This window comes from Streptomyces sp. cg36, from assembly GCF_041080675.1.
Classification (GTDB): domain Bacteria; phylum Actinomycetota; class Actinomycetes; order Streptomycetales; family Streptomycetaceae; genus Streptomyces.
In genome coordinates this window covers 4583511-4596404 of sequence record NZ_CP163520.1, presented here as the reverse complement: position 1 = coordinate 4596404, position 12894 = coordinate 4583511, and the positions used below count along the sequence as shown (strand labels likewise).

10 protein-coding genes are annotated in these 12894 nt (G+C 73.5%); 2 read left to right on the top strand and 8 right to left on the bottom strand.

The window, feature by feature from the left end; genetic code table 11:
* Window positions 1-148 precede the first annotated feature (148 nt).
* Window positions 149-661, top strand: coding sequence for a MarR family winged helix-turn-helix transcriptional regulator (locus AB5J87_RS20485; protein ID WP_369378343.1), 513 nt, complete (start codon window positions 149-151; stop codon window positions 659-661).
* A gap of 70 nt (window positions 662-731) precedes the next feature.
* Here the strand turns inward: AB5J87_RS20485 and AB5J87_RS20480 are convergent, their stop codons facing one another.
* Both AB5J87_RS20480 and AB5J87_RS20475 read right to left on the bottom strand, forming a co-directional pair.
* Window positions 732-2267: an MFS transporter gene (locus AB5J87_RS20480; protein WP_369378342.1), complete on the bottom strand. Its 1536-nt coding sequence runs from the start codon at window positions 2265-2267 to the stop codon at window positions 732-734.
* A 93-nt stretch (window positions 2268-2360) separates the two neighbouring features.
* Window positions 2361-3017, bottom strand: a complete 657-nt coding sequence (locus AB5J87_RS20475) for a TetR/AcrR family transcriptional regulator (protein ID WP_369378341.1) — start codon at window positions 3015-3017, stop codon at window positions 2361-2363.
* A 279-nt stretch (window positions 3018-3296) separates the two neighbouring features.
* On the opposite strand from AB5J87_RS20475, the gene AB5J87_RS20470 reads away from it, so the two are divergent.
* Window positions 3297-4604: a M6 family metalloprotease domain-containing protein gene (locus AB5J87_RS20470; protein ID WP_369378340.1), complete on the top strand. Its 1308-nt coding sequence runs from the start codon at window positions 3297-3299 to the stop codon at window positions 4602-4604.
* Window positions 4605-4613: 9 nt separating this feature from the next.
* On the opposite strand, the gene AB5J87_RS20465 is transcribed toward AB5J87_RS20470, so the two are convergent.
* The 6 genes from AB5J87_RS20465 to AB5J87_RS20440 form a co-directional block, all read right to left on the bottom strand.
* Window positions 4614-6284, bottom strand: coding sequence for a class I adenylate-forming enzyme family protein (locus tag AB5J87_RS20465; RefSeq protein ID WP_369378339.1), 1671 nt, complete (start codon window positions 6282-6284; stop codon window positions 4614-4616).
* A 75-nt stretch (window positions 6285-6359) separates the two neighbouring features.
* On the bottom strand, window positions 6360-7544 hold the full coding sequence (aroC, locus tag AB5J87_RS20460) for a chorismate synthase (protein WP_369378338.1): 1185 nt from the start codon (window positions 7542-7544) through the stop codon (window positions 6360-6362).
* Window positions 7541-8839 carry a 3-phosphoshikimate 1-carboxyvinyltransferase gene (gene aroA / locus AB5J87_RS20455; protein WP_369378337.1) on the bottom strand — a complete coding sequence of 433 codons (1299 nt, stop codon included), beginning with the start codon at window positions 8837-8839 and terminating at the stop codon, window positions 7541-7543. Before aroA ends, aroC begins: the two co-directional genes overlap by 4 nt.
* 21 nt (window positions 8840-8860) lie before the next feature.
* Window positions 8861-10777: an anthranilate synthase family protein gene (locus tag AB5J87_RS20450; RefSeq protein WP_369378336.1), complete on the bottom strand. Its 1917-nt coding sequence runs from the start codon at window positions 10775-10777 to the stop codon at window positions 8861-8863.
* Entirely contained in the window at window positions 10774-11433 is a 660-nt protein-coding gene (locus AB5J87_RS20445) for an isochorismatase family protein (protein WP_369378335.1), read from the bottom strand. Before AB5J87_RS20445 ends, AB5J87_RS20450 begins: the two co-directional genes overlap by 4 nt.
* 57 nt (window positions 11434-11490) lie before the next feature.
* Window positions 11491-12663: a 3-deoxy-7-phosphoheptulonate synthase gene (locus tag AB5J87_RS20440; protein WP_369378334.1), complete on the bottom strand. Its 1173-nt coding sequence runs from the start codon at window positions 12661-12663 to the stop codon at window positions 11491-11493.
* Window positions 12664-12894 lie beyond the last annotated feature (231 nt).

Genomic DNA, 12894 nt, shown 5'->3' with positions numbered 1-12894 from the left:
CGGATCCGGCGGCGCCCGGGGCGACTGCGGAGGTGGCGGCCATGGCGGACTCCCTGTCTACTGGACCCCAAGATCTACTTGAAGTCTAAAGTTTTACCGCCGCCGACATTAGCCCGATCTAGTTCAACTTTCAAGGAGTAGTCGTACAGTGGAGTCCATGACGACCACCCCCGCCGACGAGCCGCGCTGGCTCACCGAGGACGAGCAGCGCACCTGGCGCGCCTACCTCCATGCCACCACGCTCCTCGAAGACCATCTCGACCGCCAGCTCCAGCGCGACGCCGGGATGCCGCACCTCTACTTCGGACTGCTCGTCCAGCTCTCCGAGGCGCCCCGGCGGCGGCTGCGGATGACCGAGCTCGCCATCGGCGCGAAGATCACCCGCTCCCGGCTCTCGCACGCCATCGCCCGGCTGGAGAAGAACGGCTGGGTGCGGCGCGAGGACTGCCCTTCCGACAAGCGCGGCCAGTTCGCCGCCCTCACCGACGAGGGCTTCGGGGTGGTCGAGCGGACCGCGCCCGGCCATGTCGCCGCCGTGCGCCAGGCCATGTTCGACCGGCTCACCCCCGAGCAGACCGAGCAGCTCGGCCGGATCATGCGCGCCCTCGCCGAGGGGCTCCAGCCCAAGGACGCGGGCGCGGACCTGCCCTGGCTCCGCTGAGCCGGACAGGTCCGCGTCCTTTGGTGTGACCCGCTCTCCGCCTACGCGTCCCCCACGTGGGCGGCGGGTGTCAGTGGGCGACCACCGGCACCCGGATCTCGTCCTCGGCGCCCTCGCCCGAGCCGTCCAGCGACCCGGCGTCCGGACGGCCGGAGTTGATGAAGGTGACCGCGATCGCCGAGGCCAGCACCAGGATGCCGACCGCCCACCAGATCGCGCTGGTGAAGCCGTGCACCATCGCCTGGAGCTTCAGCAGCTCCAGGCTCTTGGCACCGGCCGCGTGCGAGGTGGCGTACGCCGTGGTGGCGGAGGCCGCGATGGTGTTCAGCAGGGCCGTGCCGATGGCGCCGCCGACCTGCTGCGAGGTGTTGACCATGGCGGAGGCGACACCCGCGTCGCGCGGCTCGACCCCGAGGGTGGCCAGCGACATGGCCGGCATGAACGCGGTGCCCATGCCGAGGCCCAGCAGGATCTGCGCGGGCAGGATCAGCCCCGCGTAGGAGGTGTCCATCTGGAGCTGGGTCAGGATCAGCATGCCGACGCCCGCGGTCAGGAAGCCGGGGCCCATCAGCCAGCGCGCCGGGACCCGGGTCATCAGCCGGGCGCCGATCTGGGTGGAACCGGTGATCATGCCCGCGATCATCGGCAGGAAGGCGAAGCCGGTCTTGACCGGCGAGAAGCCCTTCACGACCTGGAGGTAGTACGTCAGGAAGAGGAAGAGGCCGAACATCGCGATGATCGCCAGGCCGAGGGAGAGGTAGACCCCGCCCCGGTTGCGGTTGGTGACCACGCGCAGCGGCAGCAGCGGGTGCTTGACCTTGGCCTCGACGGCCACGAACGCGAGCAGCAGGACGGCCGAGGCGACGAACATCGACACGGTCAGGGCGTCCGACCAGCCGGCCGACTCGGCGCGGGTGAAGCCGTAGACCAGGGCGACCAGGCCGAAGGTGGAGAGGATGACGCCGGGCACGTCCAGCGGCGAGCGGTTGCGGGTGCCGGAGGGCTCGCGGATCACGAAGTAGGCACCGGCCGCCGCGACGATCGCGAACGGGATGTTGACGAAGAAGGTCCAGCGCCAGTTCAGGTACTCGGTGAGGAAGCCGCCGAGGATCAGACCGACGGCGCCGCCGCCACCGGCGATCGCGCCGTAGATGCCGAACGCCTTGGCGCGCTCCTTGGCGTCGGTGAACATCACCGCGAGCAGGGAGAGCGCGGCGGGCGCGAGCAGCGCGCCGAAGGCGCCCTGGAGGGCGCGGGAGCCGAGCAGCATGGTCTGGCCGGTGGCCGCGCCGCCGAGCGCGGAGGCCGCGGCGAAGCCGAGCAGACCCACGACGAAGGTGCGCTTGCGTCCCCAGAGGTCGGCTATGCGCCCGCCGAAGAGCAGCAGACCGCCGAAGGCGAGGGCGTAGGCCGTGATGACCCACTGCTTGTTGCCGTCGGAGATGCCCAGGTCGGTCTGGGCGGAGGGCAGGGCGATGTTCACGATCGTCGCGTCGAGCACGACCATCAGCTGGGCGAGCGCGATGAAGGCGAGGGCCTTCCAGCGACTGGGGTCAGGACCGAGGCCCTGGGGCTCGTTCTTCCGAGCCTGGACTGTTTTCGACATGGGTGTAGCCACCTTGGGACGCGTTGTACTGAAAAGCGGAGTACGGGAGTTGCTGGTGCGCGGAGCGGACGCGCCGCCCGGCCGCGGGATCGGTTACGGCTGACTGAGGTCCTGCAGGGTCGCCGCCGTCCCCGGCAGCCCGGACCGCGCCGGGGCCATGAGCCCGTCGAGGAAGAGCTGGAGGTGGCGGTGGACGAACCGGTCCATGTTCGGGCACGCGGTGCCCGGCAGCGGCCGGGTGAGCTGGGTGAGGGCGACCATCAGATCGCCCACGTCGACGTCGTCGCGCAGCTGGCCGCTGCGCCGGGCCCGCGCCATGAGGTCCCGGACGGCCTCGTCCAGTCGCTCACGGGCGGCGTTGAGCTCCGGCAGGTTCTTGTCGAAGCCCTCGGAGAGCATCGGGCACAGGGCGCCGATGCGCTCGTCGGCCGCCGCGAAGACGAACCGCCGCAGCGCGGCGAAGGCGTCGGGCTCCTCGGCGGTCGCGTCCTCCGCGGCCGTCGCGACCCGCTCCATGACCGCGAGGACCACGCTGGTGATCAGCTCGGCGCGGTCCTTGAAGTGCCGGTAGAGCGTGGCGTTGCCGATGCCCGCGCGCTTGGCGATCTCGTCGAGCGGCACCATGGCGCCCTCCTCGACGAACATCTCGCGCGCGGCCGTGATGATCCGCTCCCGGTTGCGCAGGGCGTCGGCCCGCGGGCGCGGGGCGCGACGGGGCTCCGCTGCGGTGCTCGGGGTGGCGGTGGACACGGCGTGCTCCTTGTCGTGACGACGAATCGATGTCCACGGCCGGAAGCGGGGAAGCTCTCCCCGTTTCGGCGGGACACAGGTGCAAACGGGGAAAGGCTCCCCGGTTATTTCCGGCCGAGCGACCCGTTTCGTATGACCTGAGTCACACATTCCGGGGATCGGAAAAACCACACGCGCGGCCCACCCAGCGCGCGCTCGCGACACGCCCGACGGACGGTGAGCAGACGAGCGCAGTCAGGAACCGGCCTGCTGCCGGGGCCTGAAGGCGAGCGTGCGCGCATGGCGGAGTCCGGCAGACCACGGCGTTGGATATCCGGCCGCCGGCGCCACCCGCGCCGCCGCCGGACCCTGGCGGGCGCGGCCCTCGCCGGTCTGGTGCTCGCCTCCATGACGGCGGGCAGCACCACCCTGGCACCCCCGCTCCAGGCGTCGGCCGGGCCGGTGGCCACCGGCGGCGAGAGCGCGCTCGCCCCGTGCCGGATCAGCACCACGCTCGGTGTGCAGATGTCCGAGGGCCTGCCCACCCCGCCCGGCTACGCCCACTCCACGGGCACCGTCCGCGCCCTCACCCTGATGGTCGACTTCCCGGACGCCCAGGGCACGGAGTCCGCGCTGAAGCGGTACGCCGAGTTCTTCCCGCAGACCGCCGAGTGGTTCCGCACCGCGTCCTACGGGCGCCTCGACTACCGGCCCGAGATCCCGGTCCCGCAGTGGCTGCGGATGCCGCAGGCGTTCTCCGCGTACGGCATCGAGCGCGGCTCGCCGTTCGAGCCCGGCTACCGGCGGCTGGTCAAGGACATCGCGGCGGTGGCCGACGGCCGGGTGAACTTCGCCGCGTACGACCTGGTCAACATCCTGATGACACCGAACGCCGGGCCGTCCGCGCTGGACACCGTGCTGTCCGTGACGTTCTCCGGGAACGAGGACGCGCCGCTGGCCGACGGGGTGCCGCTGGCCAACACGTCCTTCGTCTACAGCCGCCAGGACGACGGCTCCGGCTCGTACCAGGAGACGGGCTACCGGGTACTGCCGCACGAGAACGGGCACGTCTTCGGTCTGCCCGACCTGTACACGCCCGAGGGCGGGGGCGCGGTCGGGCACTGGGACATCATGTCCGAGGACTGGGGCGCCAACAACGACATGCTCGGCTGGCACAAGTGGAAGCTGGGCTGGCTCGGCAACGGGCAGGTGGGCTGTGCGGCGGCGAGCGGCGTCAGCGAGTACGTCCTGACCCCGCTGGCCGCCCCCGGCAACGGCCGCAAGCTGGTGTTCGTGCCGCTCTCGGACGAGTCCGGGTACGCCCTGGAGGTCCGCACCCGGGCCGGCAACGACGAGGCGGTGTGCAAGCCGGGGGTGCTGGTCTACCGGGTCACCACCGACGTCGACACCGGGCGGGGCCCCATCACCGTCGCCGACAGCGCCAAGGACAGCGGCGGCTGCACCCGGCGGCCCAATGTGCAGGCCGAGCTCTCCGACGCGCCGTTCGCGGCCGGGGAGGCGTTCATCGACCGGGAGCGCGGGGTGCGGGTGTCCGTGCTCGGCGTGGACGAGCTGGGCAACTACCGGGTGCGGGTGGTCCGGGGCTGAGGCCCCCCCTCACGCGCTCCCCGTCCACTCCCCCGCCGCCGCCCGCAGCTCGTCCTTCAGGACCTTCCCCGTCGCGTTGCGCGGCAGGGGGTCGGGGGTGACGCGGATGTGGGCCGGGACCTTGAAGCGGGCCAGCACCCGGCCCGCGTACTCCCTCAGCTCCGCCGGGGTGAGCGGGGCGCGGCAGCGCACCACCGCCGCCACCTCCTCACCCAGCTCGGGGTGCGGCACCCCCAGCACCGCCGCCTCCTGGACCCGGGGATGGCCCTGGAGGACGCCCTCCACCTCCACGCAGTAGACGTTCTCGCCGCCCCGGATCACCACGTCCTTGATCCGGTCGACCACCGCGATCTGCCCGTCGCGCGCGAGGGCGAGGTCGCCGGTGCGCAGCCAGCCGTCCACGAAGGCGCGCGCGGTGGCGGCCGGGTCGTTCCAGTAGCCGCGCACGTTCGCCTGGGCGCGCAGCCACAGCTCGCCCACCTCGCCCTCGGGCACGTCCGTGCCGTCCTCGGCGACGACCCGGACCTCGGTGGTGGGCGTCGGCCGCCCCACGCTCTGCGGCCACGCGCGGTACTCCGCGCCGAACCCGGCCAGCACTCCCCCGCTGGTCTCGGTGAGCCCGTACCCGTTGCGCGGCTCGACGCGCTCGCCGCAGCGGGCGGTGAGCCTGGCCACCAGGGCGGGCGGCGCGGCGGAGCCGCCGGTGTTGAACATCCGCAGCGACTCCATCGGGTCGCCCGCCCGCTCGGCCGCGTCCAGCAGCTGGAGGGCGGTGGTGGGCACGCCCGAGTAGTGGGTGACGCCGTGGGCGCGGATGAGCTCCAGGGCGCGGGCCGCGTCCCACTTGCGCATCATCACGAGCGTGCCGCCCGAGCCCATCACCGAGTAGAAGCCGCTGAAGCCCGCGACGTGGAAGAAGGGGTAGGTGACCAGGGAGACGGGCGCGGGACCCCGGCCCGGCACCTGGCCCCGGCCCAGCGCGGAGGCGGCCGAGTGGAAGCGCGGGTTCATCGCCGCCCCGGCCTGCGCCAGGTGCGTGGCGACGGCTCCCTTGGGGCGGCCGGTGGTGCCGGAGGTGTAGACGATGGTGGCGTCGTGGTGCGGCGCGACCTCGACGTCGGGCGGCCCGGCGGCCGGGTCCGGCTCGCCCAGCTCCTCGTACGCCTCGAAGCCCCCGGGCGGCGCGCCCTCGCCCCGGAAGACGATGCCCGGCACCCGCGCGGCCCGCGCCCAGGCGGCGACCCGCGCCACCCGCTCCCCGTCGACCAGCAGCACCCCGGGCGCGCAGTCGTCGAGGGCGTACGCGAACTCGGCCTCGGTCCACCAGGCGTTCAGCGGCACCGCGACCAGCCCGGCGAGCTGGGTGGCCCAGAAGGCGATCTGCCACTCCGGCAGGTTGCGCATCGCCACCACGGCCCGGTCGCCGCGCCGCAGCCCGTGCGCCTCGACGAGATGGCGGGCGAGGGCGCAGGCGGCGGCGAAGAACCGCCCGTAGGTGTAGGTCCCGCTCTCCGCCACCAGGAACGGCCGCTCCCCGTACGCCCAGGTCACCTCGGCGAACTCGCGCAGGGTGCGCGGGCCCTGGGCGTACACGGGCACCCCGTCCGGCCCCCGCTCCACGGCGAAGGGCGCCCCGGGCGCGGTCAGCAGCGCCTCTGCGGCGGCGGGGGTGTACGGCACGGCGTGCCCTCCTGGGAGGCGGCTGGGTGCGTTGCGGGGCCCCCGTAAACATAGACGGCCCCGCCCGCCCGGGGCTCAGCCGATGCGCAGACCGTCCAGATACGACCGCACGTTGCGGCGGGTCTCGGGGACGCTGTCGCCGCCGAACTTCTCCGCCACCGCGTCGGCCAGCACCAGCGCCACCATGGCCTCCGCCACGATCCCGGCCGCCGGCACCGCGCACACGTCCGAGCGCTGGTGGTGGGCGCGGGCCGCCTCGCCCGTGGCGATGTCGATGGTGGCCAGCGCCCTCGGCACGGTCGCGATCGGCTTCATCGCGGCGCGCACCCGCAGCAGCTCACCGGTGGTGAGGCCGCCCTCGGTGCCGCCCGCGCGGCCCGAGGCGCGCCGGATGCCCTCGGGCGTCGGGACGATCTCGTCGTGCGCCCGGGAGCCGGGCACCCGCGCCAGGTCGAAGCCGTCGCCGACCTCCACGCCCTTGATGGCCTGGATGCCCATCAGGGCGGCGGCGAGCCGCGCGTCCAGCCTGCGGTCCCAGTGGACGTGCGAGCCGAGGCCCACGGGCACCCCGTAGGCCAGCACCTCCACCACACCGCCCAGGGTGTCCCCGCTCTTCTGGGCCTCGTCGATCTCCGCGACCATCGCCTTGGAGGCGTCCGCGTCCAGGCAGCGCACCGGGTCCGCGTCCAGCAGCCGCACGTCCGCCGGGGTCGGGTACACCCCGTACGGGGCCTTGGCGGCGGCCAGTTCGACGACGTGCGAGACGACCTCGATCCCGGCCGTCTCCTTCAGGTACGAGCGGGCCACCGCGCCCAGCGCCACCCGCGCCGCCGTCTCGCGGGCGCTGGCGCGCTCCAGGACCGGCCGGGCCTCCTCGAAGCCGTACTTCTGCATGCCCGCCAGATCGGCGTGGCCCGGACGCGGCCGGGTCAGCGGCGCGTTGCGGGCCAGCCCCGCCAGCTCGTCCGGGTCCACCGGGTCGGCCGACATGACCCGCTCCCACTTGGGCCACTCGGTGTTGCCGACCATCACGGCCAGCGGGGAGCCCATCGACAGGCCGTGCCGGACGCCGCCCAGGAAGGTGACCTCGTCGCGCTCGAACTTCATGCGCGCGCCGCGCCCGTACCCGAGGCGCCGCCGGGCCAGCTGGTCCGCCACCATCTCCGTGGTGACCGGGATGCCGGCGGGGAGTCCCTCCACCGTCGCCACCAGCGCGGGACCGTGCGACTCCCCCGCCGTCAGCCAGCGCAACCTGCTCAACGTGCTCCTCCTTCGGTCGCACGGCCGCTCCCGCCCTGCGTGGGGAACAGCCTCTCCAGTTCGGCGTGGAAGCCGGGGAACGTCTTGGCCACGCACGCCGGGTCGTCCAGGACCAGGCCCGGGGCGCGCAGCCCGAGCACCGAGAAGGCCATGGCGATGCGGTGGTCGCGGTGGCAGGCGATCGTGGCGGGGCGGACCGGGCCCGGCCGCACGGTGAGCCAGTCGGGGCCGGTCTCCACCGTCACCCCGCACGCGGCGAGGTTCTCGGCGACGGCGGCGATCCGGTCCGACTCCTTGAGCCGGGCGTGCCCGATGCCCCGGACGGTGATGGGGCCGTCGGCCAGCGGGGCGATCGCGGCGAGCGTCATGAAGGTGTCCGAGATCGGGCCCATGTCGACCTCGAACCCGCCGCGCAGCCGCCCGGTGCCGGTGACCGTGGTGGCGTCCGCGCCGATCTCGACCCGGGCCCCGGCAGTCCGCAGCACCTCGACGAAGCCCAGGTCGCCCTGGAGGCTGTCGCGGCCCAGGCCGGGCACGGTGAGGGTGGCGCCGGTGACGGCGGCGGCGGCGAAGACGTACGAGGCGGTCGAGGCATCCGGCTCCACGGGCAGGTCGGTGGCGGTGTACCCGCCGGGCGCGGCCACGAAGACGCCCGGGGACTCCTCGGTGACGTCCGCCCCGAAGCGGCGCATCAGGGCGAGCGTCATGTCGATGTAGGGGCGGCTCACCAGGTCCCGCACGGTCAGCGTGAGCGGGCCGCGCGCCAGCGGCGCCGCCATCAGCAGACCGCTGAGGAACTGGCTGCTGAGGCCGCCGTCGACGGCCAGCTCGCCGCCGTCGACGCCGTCCGCGCTCAGGTGCAGCGGCAGCCCGCCCGCACCGGTGGCCCGCACGGACACGCCGAGCCGCTCCAGCGCGTCCGCGAGCGCGCGCAGCGGGCGGGCGCGCAGTTGGTCCGACCCGTCGAAGACGTACGCGCCCGCTCCGGCCGCCGCGAACGGCGGCAGGAAGCGGGCCGCCGTGCCCGCGTCCGCGCACCAGATGCGGGCCCCGCCGACCGGGCCCCGGCCCGCGCCGGTGACCGCCCAGGCGCCGTCGGGCCCGGTCTCCACCGCCACCCCCAGGTCGTCCAGGGCGGCCCGGAAGGCCAGCGTGTCGTCGCTGACCAGCGGGGCGCGCAGCACGCTGGTGCCGTCGGCGGCGGCGGCGAGCAGCAGGGCCCGGTTGGTGAGGCTCTTCGAGCCGGGGATACGGGCGGTGAGCGCGCGGCCCGCCGTCCCCGTGCTGGTGGTCATCTCGCTCTGCTCCCTGGTCGGTCAGGACAGCGCGGCGCCCGAACGCACCACGCCCGTCAGCGCGTCGGCGACGATCCGCACACCGTCCTCGGTGAGCACCGACTCGGCGTGGAACTGCATCGAGGCGAAGCCGGTCCCGCGCAGCGCGTGCACCTCGCCGGTGTCCGCGTCCCGGCTGATCTCGACGACGCCGAGGTCGGGGTGGGTCAGCTTGTCCTCGGCGCTGCGGGCCGCGAACGTGTTGTAGAAGCCGACCCGCTCGTACGCGCCGAAGAGGTCGATCTCCTTCTGGACGCCCTGGTTGGGGGTGTCGCGCCGGGCCAGCGGCAGGCCGAGCAGGGTGGAGAGCACCTGGTGGCTCAGGCAGACGGCGACGAACGGCCGCCGCTCGTCCAGGAGCTGGGCCACGGCCGCCCGCAGATGCGCGATCTTCGGGTGCCCGGTCTCCCGGGGGTCGCCCGGACCCGGGCCCATCACGACCAGGTCGTGGCCGTCGAAGTCGTACGTCTCGTCGAACCGGCGGACCGTCACCTCAAGACCCATGGAGGCTAGTTGATGGCCGATCATGGAGGTGAAGGTGTCCTCCGCGTCCACGATCAGGACCCGGCGCCCGGCGAGCTCCGGCAGGTGCGAGGAGCGCGCGTCCGGCTCGCGCAGCCAGAAGCCCGCGATGCGGTCGTTGCGCCGCTCCAGCGCCTCCCGGACCCGCTCGTGCCCGGCGAACCGCTCGGGCGTGCCCGTGCCGGACGCGCCGGGGCCGCCCGACTCCAGCGCGGCCAGCAGCCCGGCCGCCTTGGCGCGGGTCTCGGCGACCTCGCTCATCGGGTCGGAGTGGCGCACCAGGGTCGCGCCGACCCCGATGTTCACCCGCCCCTCGGCGCTGATGTCGGTGGTGCGGATGAGGATGGCGGAGTCCATGGTGCGCCCGCCCAGCTCGTCGCGGCCGATCAGCGCCATGACGCCGCTGTAGTAGCCGCGCCCCTCCGGCTCGTACCGCGTGATCACCTTGCAGGCGCTCTCCAGCGGGCTGCCGGTGACGGTCGGGGCGAACATCGTGTCGCGCAGGATGTCCCGCACGTCGTGGGTGGTGCGGCCCTCGATGAAGTACTCGGTGTGCGCGAGACGGCCCATCTCCTTGAGGTAGGGGCCGACCACGCGCCCGCCGCCGTCGCAGATCCGCGCCATCATCTTGAGCTCTTCGTCGACCACCATGTAGAGCTCGTCGGCCTCCTTGCGGTCGGCCAGGAACTCCATCACCCCGGGCAGGTCCGGGCCCGCCGCCGGGTAGCGGTAGGTGCCGCTGATGGGGTTCATCACGGCGGTGCCGCCGTGCAGGCTGACGTGCCGCTCGGGGCTGGCGCCCACGAAGGTGCGCCCGCCGGTGTGCACCAGGAAGGTCCAGTACGCGCCGGACTCGCGCTCCACCAGCCGGCGGAAGAACGACAGCGCGCTCGCCGGGGTGTAGTCGGTGATGTCGGCGACGAAGGAGCGCTTGATGACGAAGTTGGCGCCCTCGCCGTTGCCGATCTCGCGGTCGATGACGTTCCGCACGATCTCCGCGTAGCTCTCGTCGGCCACGTCGAAGTGGCCGCCGGAGAGGGTGACCGGCTCGGCGGGCAGCCGCTCCAGGGCCTCGGCGAGCGGGAGTTCGCCCTGTTCGGCGACGGCCATCACGATCAGCGGCTCGCCGTCGTCGGTGCTGGCGAAGCCGCGCTCGGATATCTGCCGGTACGGCACGACCGCCAGCACCTCGTGCCGCGCGCCGGGCGAGGCGTCCTCGGGCACCGGGACCGCGGCGAGCGTGTCCACCGAGGACACCTCGCCCAGCAGCACCTCAAGGGCGTCGCGGCCGAGCGTCTCGGGCCGGTGCAGCAGGGCGTACGCGGCCGGGCCCCCGGCCAGGACGCGGCCCAGCAGCTCTCCCCCGGCGGCGCTCATCGGCGCTCTCCGTCCTGGGGCGCGAGCTCGGCCAGCACCGACTTGGCCGTGGTGACCACCGCGCAGCGCTCGGCCGCGTAGGTGAGGGCGAGGCGGTGGTACTGCTCGGAGAAGTCCGCCACCGCGTCCGCCACCAGGAACGGCTGGATGTCGTTGGTGAACGCCTCCACCGCCGACATCAGCACGCCGACGTGCGCGTACACGCCGCAGACGATCAGCTGGTCGCGGCCGGCCGCGCGCATCCGCTCCAGCAGGTCCGACTTGAAGAAGGCGCTGTAGCGCCACTTGGTGAACACCCAGTCGTCCGGCCCCGGTTCGAGGCCGTCGACCACCTGGCGGTCCTCCGGGGAGACCCGCATGCCCGGCCCCCAGAAGTCCTTCAGCAGCCCGCGCTCCTGCTCGCTCATGCCGCCCGGCTGCGCGGTGTACGCCACCGGCACCCCGGCCGCCGCGCACTGGTCGCGCAGCAGCACGGTGTTGCGGACCAGGTCGCCGCCGGGCGACTGGTCGGCGGGCAGCGGGCGCAGGAAGTAGCGCTGCATGTCGTGAACGAGCAGCACCGCGCGGGCGGGATCCACCGTCCAGGTCGCGATGTTGTCGGGCAGGTCGCCCTCGGAGGGCATCGGATACGCGTCGATGGTGGGCAGTCCCGCCATGGTCGTCCTTTCGCTGTGCCGGGTCGGTGGTGCCGCGGACACGGGTGGGGGGGTGGGTCAGCCGAGCCAGGCCGAGGCGACGGAGACCGCCTGGCGCGGGTTGAGGCGCGGGTCGCAGAAGCTCGTGTACTTGTCGCCGACCTCGTGCAGCCGGTCGTGGTCGGTGACGCACTCGGTGACGTCGTCCGGGGTGGTCTCCAGGTGGATGCCGCCCGCCGTGCCGCCCGCCGCCGTCACCGCGCGGTGGAACTCCACGACCTCGCGGACCACGGTCTTCACCAGCCGCGTCTTCAGCCCGTCGGGGCCGCCCACGGTGTTGCCGTGCATCGGGTCGGTCAGCCAGATCACCGGGTGACCGGCCGCGCGGACCGCCGCCACCAGGGCGGGGAGCTTCTCGCCGACGGTGTCGGCGCCCATCCGGGCGATCAGGGTGAGCCGGCCGGGGGTGCGCTCGGGGTCGAGCTTCTCGCAGAGCGCCAGCAGGTCGTCGGTGGTCATCCCCGGACCGACCTTGCAGGCCACCGGGTTGGCGACCGAGGCGAGCAGCGCGACGTGCGCGCCGTCGACCTGGCGGGTGCGCTCGCCGATCCAGGGCCAGTGGGTGGAGGTGAGCACCAGCCGCCCGTCGTCCTGGCGGCGGACCATCGGCAGCTCGTAGTCGAGCAGCAGCGCCTCGTGGCTGGTCCACACCGGCGACTCGTGGGGGGCGCGGCGGCCCTCGCCGTGCCAGCCGAGCCGCTCCATGATGCCGCGCGAGGCGTGGTAGCCGGTCAGCATCCGGGTGGGGTCGGGGGTGCGCAGCTCCGGGTCGGGCTCGGGCGCGTTGACCATGTGGCCGCGGTAGACGGGGAGTTCGACGCCGCCGACCGTCTCGGTGGGGTTGGAGCGCGGCTTGCCGTACTGGCCGGCCAGGCGGCCGACGCGCAGGACGGGCTTGTGCGAGGTCATCCGCATGACGCCGGCCAGCATCTCCAGGAGGCCGACCTTGCGGGCCACGTCGCCGTGGCTGTTCTCGGCCCAGTCCTCGGCGCAGTCGCCGGACTGGATGATCTGGACGCGCCCGGCGGCGACGTCCGCGAGCCGTGCGCGGAGCTCGTCCACGTCGCGGCCGTCGACGAGCGGCGGCAGCGCGGTGAGTTCCTCCCTCACCCGTACGAGTTCCGCGTGGCCTTCCCAGTCCGGCTGCTGAACTGCGGGAAACGAGCGGAGGAATGTGTGGACGCTGTTCACCTGATACCTCCCGAGGTGGCGTGACACCGCTCACCCCATGGCGGGTCGGAAAGCGGCTGGACGCCGACTCTCGCGGACGGCGGGAGGAAAACCGAAGCGGCTTTGCAGGACTCCCGGAAATACGAGCGGATTCTTGGCCCGACTTGACGGAGTTCCGTCTCCGGCGTTGCCAACCAGCCAATGGGCGAGTTTCAGCCAATACCGGCCCCGAAATCGCCTCAATGGTGCGGA